Source organism: Mucilaginibacter agri, assembly GCF_009928685.1.
Classification (GTDB): domain Bacteria; phylum Bacteroidota; class Bacteroidia; order Sphingobacteriales; family Sphingobacteriaceae; genus Mucilaginibacter; species Mucilaginibacter agri.
This window is the reverse complement of record NZ_WWEO01000044.1, coordinates 33,829-55,264: the sequence shown is the minus strand read 5'-3', so window position 1 is coordinate 55,264 and position 21,436 is coordinate 33,829. Positions and strand designations below refer to the sequence as shown.

The 21,436-nt window shown below is 43.4% G+C and carries 12 protein-coding genes; 2 read left to right on the top strand and 10 right to left on the bottom strand.

The window, feature by feature from the left end; genetic code table 11:
- The 8 genes from GSY63_RS16670 to GSY63_RS16635 form a co-directional block, all read right to left on the bottom strand.
- A complete protein-coding gene (locus GSY63_RS16670; protein ID WP_166586972.1) occupies positions 1-1,908 on the bottom strand; it encodes a glycoside hydrolase family 88 protein in 1,908 nt (635 codons plus the stop codon).
- Positions 1,909-1,911: 3 nt separating this feature from the next.
- Positions 1,912-3,606 carry a glycoside hydrolase family 28 protein gene (locus tag GSY63_RS16665; protein ID WP_243749253.1) on the bottom strand — a complete coding sequence of 565 codons (1,695 nt, stop codon included), beginning with the start codon at positions 3,604-3,606 and terminating at the stop codon, positions 1,912-1,914.
- 172 nt (positions 3,607-3,778) lie between these two features.
- Positions 3,779-4,795 carry a pectinesterase family protein gene (locus tag GSY63_RS16660; RefSeq protein ID WP_166586971.1) on the bottom strand — a complete coding sequence of 339 codons (1,017 nt, stop codon included), beginning with the start codon at positions 4,793-4,795 and terminating at the stop codon, positions 3,779-3,781.
- Positions 4,792-5,757: a pectinesterase family protein gene (locus tag GSY63_RS16655; RefSeq protein ID WP_166586970.1), complete on the bottom strand. Its 966-nt coding sequence runs from the start codon at positions 5,755-5,757 to the stop codon at positions 4,792-4,794. Before GSY63_RS16655 ends, GSY63_RS16660 begins: the two co-directional genes overlap by 4 nt.
- On the bottom strand, positions 5,754-6,527 hold the full coding sequence (locus tag GSY63_RS16650; protein ID WP_166586969.1) for a rhamnogalacturonan acetylesterase: 774 nt from the start codon (positions 6,525-6,527) through the stop codon (positions 5,754-5,756). The genes GSY63_RS16655 and GSY63_RS16650 overlap by 4 nt, the downstream gene beginning before the upstream one ends.
- A gap of 4 nt (positions 6,528-6,531) precedes the next feature.
- The gene (locus tag GSY63_RS16645; RefSeq protein ID WP_166586968.1) at positions 6,532-7,863 is read right to left on the bottom strand and encodes a pectate lyase; all 1,332 of its coding nucleotides are present in this window, start codon (positions 7,861-7,863) and stop codon (positions 6,532-6,534) included.
- Positions 7,864-7,924: 61 nt separating this feature from the next.
- A complete protein-coding gene (locus GSY63_RS16640; RefSeq protein ID WP_166586967.1) occupies positions 7,925-9,706 on the bottom strand; it encodes a RagB/SusD family nutrient uptake outer membrane protein in 1,782 nt (593 codons plus the stop codon).
- A 19-nt stretch (positions 9,707-9,725) separates the two neighbouring features.
- Complete coding sequence (locus tag GSY63_RS16635; protein WP_166586966.1) at positions 9,726-12,968, bottom strand: SusC/RagA family TonB-linked outer membrane protein; 3,243 nt, start codon at positions 12,966-12,968, stop codon at positions 9,726-9,728.
- Between the two features lie 370 nt (positions 12,969-13,338).
- On the opposite strand from GSY63_RS16635, the gene GSY63_RS16630 reads away from it, so the two are divergent.
- Positions 13,339-14,373, top strand: a complete 1,035-nt coding sequence (locus GSY63_RS16630) for a LacI family DNA-binding transcriptional regulator (protein ID WP_166586965.1) — start codon at positions 13,339-13,341, stop codon at positions 14,371-14,373.
- Between the two features lie 288 nt (positions 14,374-14,661).
- Here GSY63_RS16630 and GSY63_RS16625 read toward each other — a convergent pair whose 3' ends face one another.
- Both GSY63_RS16625 and GSY63_RS16620 read right to left on the bottom strand, forming a co-directional pair.
- On the bottom strand, positions 14,662-16,332 hold the full coding sequence (locus tag GSY63_RS16625) for an alpha-amylase family protein (protein ID WP_166586964.1): 1,671 nt from the start codon (positions 16,330-16,332) through the stop codon (positions 14,662-14,664).
- Positions 16,333-16,582: 250 nt separating this feature from the next.
- Positions 16,583-16,924, bottom strand: a complete 342-nt coding sequence (locus tag GSY63_RS16620; protein WP_166586963.1) for an RNA recognition motif domain-containing protein — start codon at positions 16,922-16,924, stop codon at positions 16,583-16,585.
- A 198-nt stretch (positions 16,925-17,122) separates the two neighbouring features.
- Between GSY63_RS16620 and GSY63_RS16615 the strand changes: the two genes are divergently transcribed.
- Entirely contained in the window at positions 17,123-21,277 is a 4,155-nt protein-coding gene (locus tag GSY63_RS16615) for a hybrid sensor histidine kinase/response regulator transcription factor (protein ID WP_166586962.1), read from the top strand.
- Positions 21,278-21,436 lie beyond the last annotated feature (159 nt).

Sequence of the window (21,436 nt, the reverse complement as noted above, 5' to 3'; positions counted from 1 at the left end):
TCAGTGCTTTTTTGCAGTTGGGGTTGTGCTTATCAGCCATTTTACAAAATCATCTGCCGCCTGGTAGTTCTGATAATCGGCTGGGAGTTTTCGTCCGTCTACATACTCATTATAAAACCAGGGATCGCCAACGGCAAACACAGTTCCTTTGTCATATTTAGCGGTAGCTATAATTACATCCCCTTTGTCTGTTAAAATTGATTTTGCCGGCGATGTAAGTTTTAGGGTGCTAAGCTCTTTAATGTAAACCTTTTGTGTGTTCTTAAATATGGGGTTGCCTGCAGGAATCGACAGGGCTCCCTGTTCAAATTGTGTTCCGGTAACGTGGTTTCGGCTGCCTTCATTAAACTGCATGCCAAATTTGGCCATCAGCATATTCAAGTGTTTAAATTCCGCATTTCCGGTATCGTTGTTTAACACCACCAATGTGCCGCCAGCTTTTACCCAATCGCTAATTGCCTTAATGTGCGGTGCTTCAATAAACTTAGCATCAGGGTTTTCTTTCGGTATATCAGGATCTACAATGATGTAAATGTTAGCTTTCTTAAGATTAGCCGAGGTCGGGGCATCGTTAAGCGTTTGTGTGCTTACGCCATAATTATGGAACAGATGTGCCATAAAAGAAAAACCACTGTTTGGCAATTCGTCCCATTTGTAATGAAACGGCATAGCTGTGCCGGTTATGTCTTTTTTATGTTCGTTGTTAAAATAGCTGTCCAGCAAGGCTGTTTTTCCTTTTCCTTCGTTGATGTGCGCTAGCCGTTCTATCTCCACACTTGCCAGTATAAATGCACCTACACCTTTAGGGTCGTTGGTTACCACTTTTTCACTTAGGTAATATTCGTAGCTACCATCGCGGTAAGGTTTACCACCCAGTCCGCCAACGCTTACGGTGCCGTTTAAATTGGTTTGGCCGGTGGCATCCGTCTCAATAAATTTACTAACGATACCTTTATACCCTTTTTGAGCCACGCTTAAATACGACACAGGTAAATAACCTTTACGTGCACCTTTTGCCATGGCATAAACAAACATGCTGGATGCTGATGCTTCCGGATAGTTACCCTTTGCCGATGCTTTATCCAATATCTGGTACCATAAGCCCGATTTAGGGTCTTGATAGTTTTTAAGAGCTAAAGCCAAGCGATTTAATATGGCAATCAACTCCGCGCGTTTAGGATGCTGCTCTGGAAAATAGTCGAGCACATCTACCAATGCCATTGCGTACCAGCCATCGGCACGGCCCCAAAAGTTCTTAGATAACCCTGTCTTAGGGGCGGCCCATTGCTCTTTATGGCTTTGGTCCCAGGCGTGATACAGCAAGCCTGTTTTAGGGTCGCGGGCGTGCTGCTCAAGTAAGATAAATTGATTGGCTATATCATCAAAAGCAGCATCGTCATGAAACGTTGCGGCATACTCGGCGTAAAAAGGCTCGGCCATATACAAGCCGTCCAACCACATTTGGTCAGGGTAGCGTTTTTTATGCCAAAAGCCGCCCTCTGTTACGCGTGGCTGATTTTTTAGTTGCTGGCGTAACAGGGTAGCCGCTTTATAGTATTTCTCGGTTCCCAATACTTTGTACAGGGTAAGCAGGTTGCGGCCACACAATATATTATCCAGGTTATAGTCTTCGGCTTTATAGGTTTTGATACCGCCATCAGCTGTAACAAACTCGTCCATGCAATGCTGTATGTATTTAAAATAGCTACCGTCGCCGGTTTGCATCCAAACGCCTTCAATGCCTTTTAACACCACGCCATGGTCATAGGTCCACTTTCCCGATGGAAGAGTGTCTTTCCATAAAGTCATAGCAGTTGCGGCCATGCGTTGCGAAAGCGGCTTATTTTGCGCCCACGAGCTATTTGCCCAAATGCTGAGTAACAATAAAATGCAGCGTAATTTTCTCATAGCTTAGTTAATAGTTAGTGATTGCTCCGAAGCACCATTTGCAAATTCAGCTTTGTTTTTGGCTGATGTAAGAGATGTGTTATTTACCCTGATATTCTTTGTTTTATCGCCGTTGATTGAAAACAACAGATCGATTCCGTCCGGGTATTTTAAGCCATCGAAAGTGATGGCGCTGCTATTGTTAATGCTGATTACAGGGCTGGTGTTATTGGTTATCAGTTGCACGTTATTTAGATGCACACCAATAGCCTCCGTACATTCCATCCCTTTGTTTGCTTTGATCACCATGTTATCGAGATAGATATCTGAGATATTCATTTCGGGTAATCCACGCACAAAGATGGCTTTGGCAGCACCGGTACAAATAACATTACTGATATGAAAATCTTTAAATACCGGCGTACCAGCAGTTACCGGGAATATTTCGGCTTTGGGTGCTTCGCGTTTTTCACCAGCAAGAGGCACGGGGTCTTTAGCCTCATAGTACATATCGAAAAGCAGGGCTTCGCCGACAATATCTTTCATGTTGATATTGGCTATGTAGATTTTTTCTACCACGCCACCGCGACCGCGGGTTGTTTTAAAACGGAGGCCAATATCTGTGCCTACGAACGTACAGTTAGATACAAACATGTTTTTTACACCGCCCGACATTTCGCTGCCGATAACAAAACCGCCGTGGGCATGATAAACAATACAATTACGAATGATGACATTTTCGGTCGGCACGCCACGTTTTCGCCCTTCTTCATCGCGGCCCGATTTGATGCAGATACCGTCGTCGCCCACATCAAAAGTGCTGTTTTCAATTAAGGCATTCTTGCACGATTCGAGGTCAATACCATCACCGTTTTGCGCGTACCAAGGGTTCTTTACCTGCACATTGCGCACGGTTACATCTTCGCAAAGGAGGGGATGCAGGTTCCAGGCGGGAGAATTTTGGAAGGTAACGCCCTCCAATAAAACTTTTTTGCAGCTGGTCAGCGCCACCATGTTGGGGCGTAAAAAGTCTTTAATGTCTTCGTAATCCTTAACCGTTTTGCCATTTAAAAGTACGCCGGGTTGTTTGGTTTGTGAGCCCTTTAACGTTTTTTCAGAAGGGTACCAGGTTTTTTTGTCTTCGCTTAACAATCCCCCTGATGCAATCAGGTTTTTCCATTGCGATTCTGTCAGCTTATCTTTCTTCACCATTCGCCAGGCATCACCGTTGCCGTCAACAATACCAGAACCGGTTATGGCAATATTCTCCAGGTTTTTACCCGATATGGGTGATTGGTTACGGGCCGATGGTAAGCCTTCCCAATTGCCTTCTACCAAGGGGTACTGGTCAAAATCTTTGGTGAAAAGTAACACGGCATCCCTGTTGATATGGAGATTAACATTGCTTTTGAGTACAACCGGACCTGTAAGCCATATGCCGGTGGGTATAGTTACCACGCCACCGCCATTTTTATTACAAGCGGTTATAGCGTTGTTAATGCTCACGGTATTTAATGCCTGGCCATTACCTTTTGCCCCGAAATGTGCAATGTTAAACGTATCCCTTTTAAAGGCTACCTGCTTAACCTGCGGCATAATTTTGCCCGCAAAAGCCTTGGCGGCTGGATTGTTTGGTGTGTGTTTTGGTTGAGCGAATGCGCCTGCAAACAGCATATTGCAAACCACCAAAATGGAAGCTCTTTTATTAAGTATCCTCATAAAAATTATTCTTCGGATAATTTGGTTTGTTAATTGGTTTACGCTTCGGTAAAGCGCATTATTCAAACAATTCTAAATAGTTTTTTACGGTTAAAATATTAATTGGAGATAATTATTTATGCAATCGTTCCCGGAAACGTTTGCACAATTTTTCTTCATTTAGGCTCAAAAATTATGGCTTATCAGCAGGGTTCCAATTGTCGGCACCTGCTAATATGTTGTTGATCGTATAGCCTTTTGCTTCTTTAGATGATAATTGTTTCGCCCATGCCACCCGGCCGGTTGTATTGGCACCGGCACCGGTGTTACCGTATTCGGCGTAGTAGGTAGTAAGCTCTTTATCAGGGAACATGCTGTCGCCTTTCCACGGGTCCCAACCTGCAGCCAGTATATGGTTGCCCAGTTCGCAGTGGATCACAACGGTTTTGGCATAAGGGCGCCAGGGGCGGCCGAGGTAAACCCGTTTGGCGGAGGTATCGGCAATGAACTTACAACGCAAAAATACAAAGCCAAACAATTGCCGCGGCGAAGTTGCTGCTGCCGAAACGTACGAGTTGCTGAGGCTTTTAACTATGCATTTATCAAAAACAGCTGTGGCTTCGCCAAAAATAAAATCGGTTGTTCCCTCAATATAGCAGCCCTGGTAAAACTGTCTGCTGCGTTCTGTAGCTGCATAAAGTGTATCCTGGTTGCCTAACAAACGGCAGTTTTTAATGATGCAGCGATCGCCCTCTATATGTAAAGCCACGGCCTGACCAACCCGGCCAGATGTATTCTGAATGGTCAGATTTTCTGCCGTAAAATCATTCCCCTGCACCAAAACCGTATAGGATGTATAAGTGCTGAATTTATCTTTCCCGAAGGCGTCTTTGACACCCGGGTAAAGCTTACCACTAAAATCAGCATTGGCGATAATGGTATTTTGGGCATCTTCACCAACAAGCGAAATCCTGGTTTTCCACGATGGAATTACCAGTTTTTCGTGATAAGTGCCTTTTCTGATATGGATTACTACCTGTTTCTGCGAAAGATCGCGAACTGAATTAACGGCTTCCTGGATAGTTTGATAGTTGCCGCTACCATCTTGCGCCACGGTAAGTTCGGTAGGGTAGGTGACTTTATTTTGCGCTTTGAGCTGAAGGGAAATTAAGCTACAAAATAGAAACAGAAGCTGTAATTGTTTCTTCATTTTTTATAAGTTAAGTCGGGGTTCCAACCATTCAATACCTTGATTATGGTGTATTCCGCTGCTTCCTGATCCGTTAATTGATGCGACCATGTTACCCGTTCAGCCGGTTTGAAACCGGGACCGGTATTTTTATACTCGGCATAATAAGCCGTTGTTTTATTGCTTTCTTTACCCCAGTGATCCCAGCCTGTGGCAATTATTTGCCGCCCCAGTTCGCAGTTAATATAAGCCACTTTAGCGAACGGCCGCCATGGCCGCCCGAGGTAAAAGCTTTGATCTGGTGCATTGCCAGCGATGCGGCAATTTTTAAACACATATCCATACTTTACACTATCCGGCGTAGAAGCTGCCGTAACATAGCCTTTCTTTTTGCAGAAAATATCACAGTCTTGAAACCAGGCCGTAGCGGCGCCAAATATAAAATCGACCGTGCCCTCTATGTAACAGCCAATATAAACCTGCCTGCTACCGGGACCGAAAGTGTATAATGTATCCTGAAAGCCCAGGAAACAGCAGTTTTTGAACACCGCTTTGTCGCCCGCAACCCAAAGAGCAACAGCCTGCCCTGCATCTATCCCGGCAGTATTTTGAATGGTTAAATTCTCGGCACTAAAGCCCGCCCCATAAATGTAAACGCTTGCTGAACCACTTGTGCCAATTTCTTTACCTGTGCTGTCTTTTCGGGCGTGATAATCATCGTAGGTAAGAATGGTGGCGTTTTTATCTTGGCCGATCATCTTCACATTGAGTTTTGTGGCCGGAAGAATTACCTTCTCTTTATATACGCCCTTTTTAATGTAAATAACAGTTAGCTGTTGGCTGCTGTCGGGCACCGCATTTATAGCCTGCTGCACGGTTTTATAATCGCCGCTTCCGTCAGCAGCAACAACGAGTTTCCTTTGCTGACTGTAGCCACTTAAAACTAACAGCAATCCTGTTAGAATTAATATCAGATGCCTCATTTAGCAGCAGATTTGGGTTTTACGATATGTTCTGCCAGATCTGGTAACAGTGTTCGTACGTCTGCCAATACCAACTCTGCTATTCGGCGTGCGCCGAGTTCGCTGAAATGGGTATTGTCTTGCTTACCCTCAGGATAGTTAGGATGCTCGCCGGGAACCAAATAGTTATATAAAAGCTGGGATCTATCCGGCCCTAACTCCTGCAACAAGTCCTGGCTTTTTTGATCAAGATCTATCATCAATACATTATTTTCCCGCGCCACTTGTTTTACCAGCGGGGTATAAACAGGATGCATGGGTACCACCTTGCCGTTTTCATCAAACTTTCTGCGCGCCACGGGCGTAATCAGTATCGGAATTGCCTTTTTGCTGCGGGCAAGCGTAACAAACTGTACCAGATATTTCTTAAAATCGTCTTCGGGGGTATAACTGGCTTTGGTTTTTACTTCATCATTATGCCCGAATTGGATAAACAGATAATCGCCTTCTTTAATATTATCAGCAACCGGCTGCCATAAACCTTCCGAAACGAAAGTCTTGGTGCTCCGGCCATTTTTTGCGCGGTTATCAATGGTAACAGTCGAATCGAAGAAGTTAGCGAATGGCATGCCCCAGCCTGTTTCCGGATAAGCGCGTTTCTCTTTTATAGACATGGTCGAGTCGCCGATCATATAAAAGGTAACATGCCTTGGCTGCAGCGTAAATGCGGCGAACAGGAAGCCAGCCAATACGATACAAATGCCGTAAACTTTAAACCTGGAGGTATTCATTTGCTTATTCTTTTATTAAACTGTTTAAGTAAACTTCGAGGTTGGTGTACTGCTTGTCTAATTTTACCGTAGCGCCGTCTGTGCCATCATTCGGGTTAAGGCCGTGTTGTTTTTCCCAATCATCGGGTATACCATCACGGTCGGTATCAACAGGGGAGGGAAGCGATTTTAATTCGGGCCAGCCGCCAACATCTTTTTGCGAATCGATAATGCCGTTGTGCTCGTTGCCTTCTGTTGCGGTGCCGGTAGCTACATCTTTTAGCGTGCGTATATCCACCGCATCACGGTGAATGTTACATCCCACCTTTTCCAAAACCAGTTGATAGGCTTCGTCGGCGGTTTGTGTTTTTATCGGCATTGTTTTTAAAGGGGTGTCAATTTTGCCGAGGTTAGGGTTTTCGTCCTTCTGTCCTTGCACCCCAAGCCAATTATTAGCAGAGATACTTTTATCACCTGCAAGCACATTGCCCTTTAAATAATACTGCCCGAATGGTGCCCAGGGATTTAAAATTCGGCTATTGGTTTTGATACTAGCCGGACCTGCCTTGTAGTAATTGTTCACCATGTTGTATTTGCCCTTTTCGCCGCCGTAGGTGCTGTTGCCACCCCAATTGAAAATTACGTTGTTTACAAAATCAACATATTCGTCGGGCGGGTTGGGCACCGTGCTCGAGCCACTGAAACGTGGGTTGCGACTGGTGTGGCTGGCAAGCAGGTTATGATGAAACGTAGCGCCTTCGCCGCCCCAGATGCCGCCGTAACCGTGTGGACCTTTGGAATGGAAGGAGTGCTCCAGGCTTTCGGCAATAATGCACCACTGCATGGTAAAGTTTTTATTGTAATAAAATGAAGCGGTTTCGTCAATAGACCAGCTCATAGAGCAATGATCGATGATGATGTTCTTATGCCCGCGACCGTTGAAAGAGTCGTCTTCATACTTGTGCTCATCGCCCATTCGGAAACGCATGTAGCGCACAATCACGTTGTCGGCATCAATGGTGGTGGTGTAATTTTTCAGACAGATGCCATCGCCCGGGGCGGTTTGCCCGGCAATGGTAACATCGTTGTTTTTAATGGTCAGTTTTGATTCGAGCGCAATAGTGCCCGACACCGCGAATACAATTGTCCGTGCCCCTTTTTGTTGTATGGCTTCGCGCAGGCTGCCCTCGCCGCTGTCGTTTAAATTGGTAACAGTGTAAACCTTTCCACCGCGACCGCCGGTTGTAAATTTACCATAACCCTCGGCGCCCGGAAAAGCGAGCACATCGTTACCGGTCGACGCAAAAGCGGAGCTTATCGCCAGCAGCAATAATAAAATCAATGGGGTTTGTTTCATAGGCTAAATAAAAATACGAAAAGGCCGCCCGGTTAAGGGCAGCCTGATAAATCAAGTTAAATTAATATCCAGGGTTCTGGGTTAGCATTGGATTGGCATCGATAGACTGTTGTGGTATTGGTAATAATTCGCTGTGGTTAACTTTATAAGCCTGTGCATCACTAGTAATGTAAGCCACGGTAAGCGAGCTTATCCAAGCCACTTTGGTATAACCGGTTGGCGTTGCAGATGGGGTTGGGGTATACAACGAGTTACCATAAACCAAAGTTTGCGATGCGTTTTGGTAATACATAGATTGCGGTAAGTTGGCAAAAGGCGCTGTTTTGTTCAGCATCAAAGTCATGTTATTACGTGTCGTAGTAAGTGTCGGTAAAAAGATATTCCAGCGGATCAGGTCAAATTTGCGGATACCTTCGCCACCAAATTCAAATAACCTTTCGTTGTTGATTGCATTAAAAAAACCGTCTTTATCCATCGGTATGGTGCCGATTAATGATGCGTTGCCACCAAAACCGCGTGTCCGCACTTCTTTAAGCGCACTTACAGCCGCAGCGGTAGCGCCACCGTTTATCTCGTTCTCCGTTTCTGCAAACATTAATAAGATGTCCGAAAAACGCAGGATAGGCCAGTTGATACCAAAGTACTGAGCGGCAGATGTAGGAGCGATAATTGGGTTTGCAATCCAATCTCTTCTGAATTTACCTAATGGTAAGCCTACCAGTTTCTGCAATGTTTTAGTACCGTCGATATTGGTAAAATACGGACAGATGGTTACATCGCGGCGGGTATCATTTTGATCGAAAGTATAGAAGTAAGTAGGTGTAGCTGTTAAGCTCGAGTTGCCATAGCTGGTACTGCCATTAACGCTACGCGGACCATCATAATATCCTAATTTACTATCGGCCACACCCGAGCCGCCTGCCATAGCTACTTCGAACATAATTTCGTAAGTAGGATCGAGTGTGTGGGCGTCTACATAGTTTTTAAACAGGGTTTGATAGTTGCTGTTCAGGTTATGCTGATCGCGGCGTGCAATCAGGTCGTTACATTCATCGCGGCAAATCTGGTATAATTTCATGTAATCGCTGCGGCGCTCAACCTGGCTCGATGTGTTTCTTAATGAATAACCGCCGGCATAAAGCGCAATACGTGCGCGGAGACCCTTAACCGCGCCTTTGGTAAGGCGTTCGTCGCGGGCTGAGATTTCTGTACGCCAGGGCACCAGGCTTTCTGCCTGTAAAAGGTCGGCAATAATATGATCGTAGATCTCATCGCGGTTTGTTCTTTTCAGCTTTAAATCTGTTTGATCTGCTGATGGCACAAATGGCGCTGGTACATCGCCCCAGTTTCTGATCAATTCAAAATAGAATTGGGCGCGCAGTGTTAAGGCTTCGCCATATAATCTTTTTAAAGCAGTTTGATCAGAGGCGCTACCACTGGTGTAGGCAGCCATCTGCGGAATGTATTTGATGCAGATGTTTGCCCGCTCAATACCATTGTAAAGGTTTTCAAATGGCGCTTCCAACTGCGCATTGTTTGGGGTGGCTACATAACGGGCAATATCCCTGCGGTCGTTGTCGGGAGCGCTGTTGTTCGGTGGGCCAACAAAATCGTCAGCGTCGACGGTGTAGTACATACTAACGCGGATACCATAACCCGCGTCGCCCGCTAATCTGGCATACACGCCTAAAACGGCAGCCGTGGCTGTGTTAACATTGCTAAATGCAGTGGCTGTTGATAATGTTGCAACGGGAGTTTCCTCAAGATACTTTTTGCATGAGGCGAGCATAGTAAGCGACATCATTAGTACTGCCGCAGGTAAATTATATACAAATTTTTTCATGACCTTTCTGAATCAAATATTATAGACTAAGATTAACACCAAACAAATAGCTGCGGCTGCGCGGGTAAGCTGCGTAATCAACACCAGGGGTAACCGGTGTGCCGCGACGGGTATTTACATCCGGATCGTAGCCAGAGTAGCCGGTAATTACTGCAAGGTTATTGCCCGTAGCGTATACCCTTAATTTGCTCACCTTTATTTTCTTTAACCAGTTACCGGTGAAAGTATAGCCTAAAGTGATGTTGTTGATCCTGATGAAAGAAGCATCTTCCACTGCTGATGAGGTAGGGTAAAAGGCTGCACTACCCGTAACCGGGATCGGATATTTGGCATTTGCATTTATGGCGTTCAATTGGTCTGGTGCTACGCCGGTAACAACTCCGTTTGACACCTTTTGAATCTGGTTGCCATTCGCATCAATCGTTTTCCATCTGTCGGCCTCCTGCGCAAGTAAATTGGTATTAGAAGTATATCCGTTGGTGAACTCAATTGCGTTGGCATTAAGCACCTTAGCTTTTGCCTGGAAATTGAGGAACACGCTCATATCAAAGTGCTTGTAGGTGAACGATTGATTTAAACCACCTGTTATTTGCGGGTTGGTTGTACCCAGTATGGTTTTATCGGCCTCCGTAATAACACCATCGCCATTCATGTCTTTGTATTTTACTAAACCCGGTTGTGCAGTACCGATAACTTTAGATGGATCGGTAACACCTGCTTTAAGTGTGTAGGTTTGTGTTGATGCATTATAGTCAAAGTCTGATGTTTTATAGAAACCATCGCTTACATAACCATATACACTACCCACCGGCGAACCCACTTTTACAATGAAGTCGGCAGGCTGGCCGGATACTCCCCAACCCGAGTTTTGCAGGTATGAAGTTTGGCCAGGGGCCAGCGCAAGCACTTTATTGCTGTTATAGGCGATGTTGAAGTTAGCTGTCCAGCTGAAGCTTTTGCTTTGAATAACCGTAGCGTTGATCTGCGTTTCTATACCCTTGTTTTGTGTTTTACCCACATTTTGCAGTTGGGTTGCATAGCCAGAACTTGTGGGCACGGGTACGTTGATCAGTAAGTTTTTAGTGGTGTTTGAATAGGCATCTAACGAAATCTGGATACGATTGCGCAGGATACCAAAATCAAGCCCAAGGTTTTTAGATTCGGTAGTTTCCCATTTCAATAATGGATTGAAAAGGTATGAGGGGCTGAAGCCGATACTGGTTGTGCTTTCATTTAAACCGTATAAGGCATTGGCGCTAAATGATGGTTGGTACAGATAATCGGCAATACGGTTGTTACCAGATGTACCATAGCTCAATCGCAGTTTAATGTCGGATATGGCTTTAAAATCTTTTAAGAATTCTTCGTCAGATACGCGCCATGCCAATGATCCCGAAGGGAAGTATCCCCACTGGCGACCAGGTGCAAATTTCGATGAACCGTCTGCACGCATGGTAAATGATGCATAGTACTTTTTATTATAATCATAATTAGCCCTGCCAAAGAAAGAAAGTAAGTGGCTTGTTGCATAGGTTTGCATTGGATAGGTAGGCACTATAGTACCCAGGTTAAACTGGTTTAAAGCACTAACAGCATCAATACCTATGGGGAATAACTTAAACTGATTGGCTAAACTTTCGGTATGCAGGTTATAGAACTCGTTACCCAGTATCGCATTGAAATTGTGTTTAGAGTTATTGGCGGCGTTGCTGAATGTTAATACGTTAGACCAATCGAGCGTATTGGTATTGATGGTGGTAGTGCCTGCAATTGGCTGCCCGTTACCATTAATACGCGCATTAAAAGTGATCACATCGTCAAAAGCATTCTGTTCCTGATTGTTGAAGTCTACCCCTAATGTTGATTTAAAGGCAAAGTACTTATTGAAGGTATAGTTGATATAACCGTTTAAATCGGTAACGTTTTGGTAGTTTTTGCGGTATTGCGCATTAGCATTTGCAATAGGGTTAAGCACCCCTAAATTGTTACCGGCCTGGTTTGTCTCGTCGAGGTAACTAGGGTCAATTGATTCGTCGGATACACCAGGAACGCTGAACGGCCTGTATTTAACGCTGTTACGTAAGTTGTTATACGATGAGCTACCAGCGTTTGAGGTACCTGCACCGTCAACAGACTGGTTGCTATAGCGTGCATTGAACCCGAATTTAAAATGCTCTGTAGCGGTATGATCTAACCTGAAGTTGACGAGGTTACGAACGTAGTTAGAGTTTAAGACGGTTCCCTCGTGCTGGTCGTTAGTAAAGCTCAGATTAAACTGAGTAGATTTTGAGCCGCCAGTGATACTTACATTGTGTTGTTGTTGTAATGCGCTTTGGCCTAATGCCTTTTTCTGCCAATCAACAAAAGGTACATTTTTATACCTCGAAAGGGAATCGAAGCTGCGACCGTAGTCTTTTATAAATTGAGTACTGTCTGTACTTGGGCTAAAGCGGTTACGCTCGTATTGATAAACCACGAAATCGTAGGGGGTAAGCACTTTTAATTCATTTGCCAGGTTGCTCACACCCACATAGCCGTTGTAATTTACAGTAGTGCGTTGTTCGCGGCCACCTTTGGTTGTAACAATCACTACGCCATTGGCACCACGTGCGCCATAAATAGCTGTTGACGCTGCATCTTTCAAAACGTCGATAGATTCAATGTCTTGAGGCGAAATGCTGTTTAAACCGTTTTCAACCTGTACACCATCAATAATATAAAGCGGGGAGTTGTCTTGCGTAATAGAACCACCACCACGTACGCGGATGCGGATATCCGCATCGGGCGAGCCTTCCGATTGGGTGATTTGCACTCCTGCAAGCCTACCCGCAAGTGCCTGTCCGGCTGATGCCACCGGTATATCTTTTAATTGTTTAGCGGTAACAGATGATACCGAACCGGTAAGGTCGCGGCGTTTAACGGTAGCAAAACCAACAGCAACAACTTCATTAAGCTCTTGTGCATTGCCGCTAAGTTTCACATTTACCGAAGCCTGGTTTGCAGCAACCGTAATTTCTTCGTTTTTGTATCCGAGGTAACGGATAATTAATAAGGTATTGCCTGTTGCCGGTATGTTTAATTTAAACCTACCGCTGGCATCTGTTTGCCCACCTTGCGAGGTACCCTTGATAATTACACTTGCCCCAATAATCGGGTCGTTAGTGTCTTTATCAGAAACCTGCCCGGTTATCTGACGGGTTTGAGCCAATGCCGCCACAGAGAGAAACAGCATAAAGCAAATCTGGAGTAAAGTTTTAGTCATAAATTGGGTCTAATTGGCGTTGTTTTTTTAATAAGGTTTATCACCATTATGGCTATCGATCAGAAAATGCTTCTGCGCTGAACAGCTTTTATGATGTTGTTTTTATAATTGGTTTTAGGCAAAAAGAACTAATTGGTGAGCGTTTTTTATGCCTGTTTTTTGGTTTATACATAGCAAGATTAACTACTACGGTTAAATAAAAAAAGGATATTCCAGACAAAAACTGTGCAATCGTTCCCGGAAACGATTGCACAGTTTTAATGGCCAGTGTATTTGCCTGATTAGGTTAAACTTTACGGTCGAAATGTGTGGGAATGATGTTGCACCATCATTAGATATTAAATAATTAAAAGTTACTTTAGCGTTGATTATGTTTCAGTCATACACCATTAAGGATATTGCAAAAGCGCTTGGTTTGTCTACCTCAACCGTGTCGCGGGCGCTAAACGGCAGTTATGAGATAGGCACCGAAACCAAAAAACTGGTTTTAGAATATGCCGAGAAAATTAACTCCCGGCCTAATCCCATTGCGCTTAGCTTAAAGGATCAAAAAAGCCATTCGCTTGGGGTGGTAGTGGCCGAGGTTGCTAATACTTATTTCTCTCAGGCTATCAATGGTATCGAATCGATTGCATATAACCGGGGCTATCACGTAATCATTACGCAAACCCATGAATCTGCCGCCCGCGAGGCCGCTAACGTACAACATTTGCTATCGCGTCATGTGGATGGTTTGCTGGTATCCCTCTCATCAGAAATTACAGATCTAAGTCAGTATAAATATTTACATGAAAAGGGATTCCCGATTGTGTTTTTCGACCGCGCGGCTCCGGATATCGATACCCATAAAGTAATTGCCAATAACTACAAAGGGGCATTTGAGGCTACGGAGTTACTGATTAATACAGGTTTTACTAAAATAGCGCATCTAACCAATTCGGCTAATTTGTTAATTAGTCAGGATCGGCTGGAAGGCTACAAAGATGCCTTAGAGAAAAATAATATAGCTTATAATGCTCAGTTGGTTAAGCACTGTAACCATGGTGGTATGGTACATGACGAAGTAGAAGAGGCGATAAAAGAACTGGTTAATTTGGGCGAAGACCGGCCCGATGCCATTTTTGTTGCCAGCGATAGGTTGACTACAAGTTGCCTGGCTACCTTGAAAAAATTAAAGCTAAAAGTACCCAAAGATATTGCCGTTGCCGGCTTTACCAACTCTGACGTTGCCGAACTTTTTGACCCGCCGCTAACGGTAGTGCGCCAGCCTGCCTTCCAGATAGGACAGATTGCTACCGAAATGCTGATTAAGGTAATAGAAAGCAAAAGGCCGGTGACGGAGTTCAGCACCGAAACGCTCGACACTATTTTAATACCAAGAGAGTCATCCATTAAGGTTAAATAATACAAGCTTCCTGGCCGCTGGAAGCCACCTTTGAAATAAGCCATAACATATTATTTGGATATTCCGCTGGCGTTATTCTGACAGTGAAAAGAACTTAAAAGTCATAAAAGTGGACGATTTTTTACCTTTCATGACTTTTAAGTATGTATTGTAATTTGCTAATAATCAGATCATTTGCTGTTGTTTTGAGATAAAAAAAAACTTTTAAGTCGGATTCCTGCGGACGATGTGGACGATCCGCTCCACGCTCCACCCGGCCGCGCAAATCCGCCAGATAAATAGCGGTTTTTACGCCCAATCAAAATTCACGATACGGTTATTCAGTTTCCATTTTTGTGGTTCATTGTTGCTCAGCCAATCTAATGGTTCGCCCAATGGTTGCACCCTGGCTGCCTGGGCGAAGGCCTGTTTTACGGCTGCTTTTTGCGCTTCACCCATAGCCTCAGGTTGTCCCGAAATAAATAGAGGTGCCCCACTTTCGGCTAGCAATTGAAGCCATTGTTTATTCCTGCTCCATTCTATTTTAGTGGTGAGACCAACGCAATCGCCATCAACAGCATAAAATTTATTGTGTTGGGGTAAGCGGAACGCTAAGGTATTTATACCCATTTTGCGCGTACGTGCCCACTCGTTTCCGCTGGTATCGTCTCCAATGCGGCATAGCTCAAATATGCCCGCGCTTAAATGGCTCATAGTATTACAACCAATTATATAAATGCCATCACCCGCTGCCTGGCGTATGGCCCGGTAAAGATCGAGGATGATTTCGGCGGTGGTTTTGCTGCGGTCGTTAAAATTCCAGCCGGGTGCGGTAATGCTATCTTTCATATCAAATCCCCAGCGCCCGGTAATATCATAGGTGCTGAAATCGTGCTTCACCATCTCGTATCCCCACTGTTTGTAAACATCGAAGTTGTGTTTAATGCGTTCGATATTTTCGGGTATGGTTGGATCCAGCACCGGATTTTTAGGATCATCCCTACCTGGTATCTTTGGCGCTAACAGGCTTGCTTTATCATCGTGGCGGGCGCATAACGGCCTCATCCACAAGCCCGGGCGCATGCCCAGCTTTTTAATCTCGTCGCCAAGCAGATGCATGTCTTTAAACTTATCGTTGGGTTTCGAGAAGTCGTCGTTCCAGCCGCCGTCGCCGGGTAATAGGGGTGAGTACGTTGCCCAACCCGCGTCTACTACCGAGAAGGGCTTATTGTTGGTATCGGTAACCAATTCGCTCATCATTGCGGTGGTTTGCTTTATAAGGTCGAAGTTGTTATTGCCGTAGGCGAAATACCAATCATTGATACCATAAACTGGGTGTTTCGGTAACCTTGGTTTTTCGCACATCATACCGCAAAAACGGTGGTCGGTATGGAATGGATTTTCTCCGGCTGTACTAGTAGTGGTGATGATGTCTGCCGCATGTAGTGTGCGGTCGCCCAGTAACACGCCATTCCCCCCGGAGTGCGTATCTAAGGTAAGTTCGAGGCTATCGTTGCTTAGGGCCCACCAGCAAACTGTATTGCAGCCAGTCTTTACGCCGAAACAAGATGTTTGTTTAGCATCGTGTATCAACACATACCATGGGTTTTTAATACCGGTTGTGGTAGTTTTCCATTGCAGGTCGCCGTACGAGCGTTCCCATTGGTCGCCGAGAAATATGGCATCGGAAGGTGTATGATGAGACCATTTTAAACGTATCGCGTTCAGTTGATTACCAGGCGATTTGATATAAACTCCTTTGGCGTTGCCGTTGGTTTTGATATAAACCTCGATGTCTTTGTACGTATAAACCGAGCCGTTAGTATGTTTTAACTGAAACCAGTCGCTCCCCGATTGCGCCCAAACTTCACTCGGTGAGTTTATAAGTGATGTTTGTGGTGAGGAAGCGTAGGTAAGTCTGCTAAATAATAAAGTCGCGGCCGTGGTCGACGAGAGTTTTATAAAATGTCTTCTTCGCATAGTGATGTAAGTAATAGTTGGTATTTAAAGGTAGCAATCTATCTAAATACCAACGCATGCAATGTCTTTTTTACTAGAGAAGTAATTCTCAAACTAAAGAGCAAAGCAAAAACTCACTTTACCGGGCGCATCAAAATGCCCGCTCAAAGCGTCAATTTTTTTATGGAATTGCAGGGGGCTGCGGATAACTGTAAACTAACGGGGGGCTTTTAGCTTATAATTGGCTGAATTTAAAAGGGAGAAGTAGCATTTACGCAATTCTTCTTGGTCTTTTCTTTCTCTCATCATTCGGGCCTGGGCTAGCAGGTTTATTAAACTTGCGTGCTGGGGTCGGCGGCGGACTTGCCGGTGCATCTTCATTTATGTTAACCGTTAGCATTTTGCCTTGCATGTAAGTGCCATTCAAAGCTTCCGCAGCATTTTCTGCATGAGCTCTGTTGGGCATTTCTATAAAAGCATAACCTTTACAGATCCTCGTTTTTTTATCACGAACAATTTTCACTGTACTGATGTCGCCATGAGTGCCAAACATTTTTGCGAGTTCAATCTCTCCAATATCAAGTGGGAAACCACCAATAAACAACTTAACCATTGTATTTTATTATATCACAAATATAATGATATAAACAAGCTTTAGATGCTACACGTGGATACGTGCAAATAATTGTGATGTGTGCCATATTTAACCAATAAGCTATTTAATTTAGAGATTTTGAATTGTGTATCTAACATTTATTCATAATTTAGCTTAAGCAGTAAGCTCAATTCTGCAAACCAATTATAAAATATCATGCGCATTAGAAATTTACTCTTACTGGTAGTGTTAGCTAATCTGCAATCCATTGCATACGCGCAGGGCGGTATGTACCAATTTTCTCATTTAGATATTAATAACGGCCTTTCTAATAATCAAACCAACTGTATATTTAAAGACTCTTACGGCTTTATGTGGTTTGGTACTATTTCGGGGCTTAACCGTTACGATGGTTATAAGTTCAAGGTTTTTAAGAACAAGCAATCAGATCCGGCATCAATAGCAGATAATTTTGTTTCACACATTTATGAGGGGCCGGGAAAGAAAATGTGGGTATTTACTCATAAAAATTATAGTATATATGATCCCGAGACAGAAAAGTTCACCAACAACATCAGTCCCGAATTAGCCCGTCTTAAAATACCAACTAACGATCTCGGCTTTATTAAAAAGGATACCAAGGGCAATTATTGGTTTTCCACAAATAACCAAGGGCTTTACTGTTATCACCCCTCAACTAACGCTACTGCTGTTTATAGTAATTCTGAGCGTTCTGATGTGGTATTGCATAATAACTGGGTTATGGATATTGCAGACTGTGGTAAAGGGCTTATATGGCTAATTTACAGCGATGGGGCCTTGGAGCAGATAGATCTAAACACAAATAAGGTTGTTAGTAAAACGACATTACCACATGATGCAACCAAGGGGCCGATGCCCATCAATTTTTCGTTAAAATTAGATGCGGGAAAAAATCTTTGGGTATGGGCTGAGTCGCGGGCTATTGGTGTGTATTATTATGATACGCAGGCTGAAAATTTTACGCATTATTCAAAGGAATCTCCTGGTAATCTCCTTAATTCCGATATTATCAACTCCATCATAGTAGGCGACGATAACAAAATGTGGATTGGTACGGACCATGGAGGTATTAATATCATAGATACTAAAACGTCTAAAATAACATACCTGTTACCTCGCGAGGATGATCCCAAATCAATAATGGGGAATAATGTTGTGTTATACAAAGATCGCGATGGCATTATATGGGCAGGTACTTATAAACAGGGCATTAGCTACTATCATAAAGGAATTTTTCAGTTCCCGCTGGTAAGGCATTACCAATCTGACAAAACAAGTTTCCCTTACGATGATGTAGACTTCTTTAAAGAAGATAAATCAGGGAATTTATGGATAGGTACTAATGGAGGTGGTTTAATTTACTATAATCCTGTAACGCATGAGTATACTAATTATAAACATGATCCTGCCAATCCAAATAGTTTAGCAAGCGATGTGGTGATTAGTTTGTGTATAGACCATGAAGGTAAGCTTTGGGTAGGAACTTATTTTGGCGGACTCGATTATTTTGATGGGAAGACCTTTAAGCATTTCCGGCAGAACGACAAAGTTGCAGGTAGCATTAACGATGACCGTATTTACTCAATTATAGAGGATAAGGACTTTAATATCTGGTTAGGGACTTTTGCAGGGGGGGTAAACGTATATAACCGTAAAACGCATTTATTCTCGACCCCATATAAGTTAAACGCACGATATATCAGCGAACTTTACCCGGATGATGAAGGGAATGTATGGGTGGGTGAAGATCAGGGTATTGACGTTATCAATACCCGAACTAACAAGATAAAACATTACGCCCACGATGCGCATAATGCCAATAGTTTGATAGATAGGGATATTAACAGCATTGTTAAAGATAGCCGGCAACTGATATGGATCGGTACCAAAGGTGGACTGAGTATTTTAAATCCTAAAACGCAAAAGTTTACTAACCTGGGCGAAGAGCAAAACCTGCCGGCCAATACAGTTATCCATATTTTAGAAGATAAGCAGGGGAGGATGTGGTTTAGCAGCAACAATGGCGTGTCGTGTATTACGTTAATCCGTAACGGCGATGATTATAAATTCGACGTTAAAAATTTTAATGAGACTGATGGCTTGCAAGGGCGCGAGTTTAACATAGGTGCAACTTATAAGACCCACGACGGTAAAATGATATTTGGCGGCGGGCATGGGTTCAATATTTTCGATCCGGCACAAATTAATGTACCAATGCATAAGCCGCCGCTTGTTTTTACAGATTTACAGTTATTTAATAAAAGTGTTGCTGTTGGCGATACCATTAAGGGGAGCGTAGTTTTAACCAAAGCAATATCGGATACAAAAGAAATTGTTTTTAACCATAGCCAAAACGTATTTAGCCTGGAGTTTGCGGCGTTTGATTTTTTCAACCCAACCAAGGTGCAATACCAATATAAATTGGAAGGGTTTGATAAAAACTGGCTTAACATGCCGGCAAGTATCAGAAAGGCAACCTATACTAATCTAGATGCTGGAGATTACATCTTCAAAGTAAAAGCTTACAATAGCAACAACCCTCAAAATGCAAGGGTTATAGAGCTTAAAATAACCGTATTGCCGCCATTCTGGAAATCTACCTGGGCTTTTGTACTGTATTTTCTGGCATTTGTAGCCTCGCTGTTTTATATAAGGCACCGAGGCATCCTGAAATTGAAAAAGGAATTTGCTGCTCAACAGCAACAGCGTGAGATAGAAAGGAAAGCTGCTACAGAAGTATTAGAAGCCAAGAGAATGCACGAGTTGGATTTGATGAAGATCAAGTTCTTTACTAATGTGAGCCACGAGTTTCGCACACCATTGTCGCTGATCTTATCGCCAATTGAGCAATTGATCCGAGCAAATGAAAAACCCGAACAGCAACAGCAATTGCAAATGATTAAAAGAAATGGTCGCCGTTTGTTGAACCTGGTGAACCAGTTGCTCGATTTCAGAAAGATGGAATTTAAGGAGCTTAAGTTGAGCCTAACCCGCAGTGATATTGTAGCTTTTATTAAGGAAGTTACGGTGTCGTTTTCAGATATAGCTGTTCAGAAAAATCTGCGTTATGTATTTGATTCGGAAATAGAATCGTTGGTTACGGAATTTGATCAGGATAAGCTGGAACGTATTTTGTTTAACTTGCTTTCAAATGCATTTAAATTTACGCCTTCGGGTGGCCATGTTTGGGTACTGCTGGGTTTAGGTAAAAATAGCAATGCTCAAATGCTGGAAATTAAAGTTGTTGATACCGGTATTGGTATCACACCTGATAAGCAAAACAAGATATTCGAACGCTTTTTCCAGGATGATATGCCGCAGGGCCTTTTGAATCAGGGTAGTGGTATTGGGCTATCTATTACCCGTGAGTTTGTTAAAATGCATGGCGGTGAAATTAATGTTGAAAGCGAGCCTAACCAGGGTAGCTGTTTCACCATTCTTTTACCTGTTATTTCAGAAAGTACATTAACCGTACCTACGGCAAGTGTTAGAATAGAAGCAGAGGCAAAAAAAGGAAAAGAAGATATCCTGCGTTCGAATAAGAAACCTGTGATATTACTTGTAGAAGATAACGACGATATGCGGTTTTATCTGAAAGATAACCTCAAGCATCAGTTTGTTATCATCGAAGCCTGTAACGGTAAAGAAGGTTGGCAAAAAGCATTGTCTATGCATCCTAACCTGATTGTGAGCGATATCAGCATGCCCGAGATGAATGGTATTGAACTTTGCAGAAAAATTAAGGCAGATGGCCGTACCACCCATATCCCGGTAATATTGTTAACAGCATCCAGCGAGCCTGAAGATCAATTGCTGGGACTGGATAGCGGTGCCAACGACTATATCCTGAAACCTTTTAATTTCGAAATCCTGTTATCGAAAGTTAAAAATCTACTATTGCTGCAAGAAACGCTTAAGAAAACTTATCAGAAACAACAAGATGTTAAGGTAGAGGAAATAGAGATAGCATCTGAGGATGATAAGTTTATCAAAACAGCGATCAAAATGGTTGAAACCAATATAACCAACCCTAACTTTTCGGTAGAGGAATTGAGTAGGTTGATGCTGCTGAGCAGAGTGTCATTATATAAAAAGCTATTAATACTTACCGGTAAAACCCCGGTTGATTTTATCCGTAACATCAGGCTCGAAATGGCTGTGCAATTGTTAGAAAAAAGCAAGCTTAATATAGCCAACGTAGCTTACGAGGTGGGTTTTGGAAACCCAACTTATTTTGCAAAAGTGTTCCGCGAGGAGTATGGTATGCTACCGTCCGAATATGTAAACCAGCTAAAGAAAAAAGAAAAAGAATTTTCGGAGCAAGTTTAATAACGCAGTAATCAATTTGTGATATTTATAAGTAAAGCAAAGCCCCGAAAGGGGCTTTTGCATTGATATTAAATTAACATATTGTTGTATGAATGATACGCTGTTTGTTAATTAGCGGCTTAAAAAAGTGGCATAAGGCCACTCATTTGTCTGTATTCG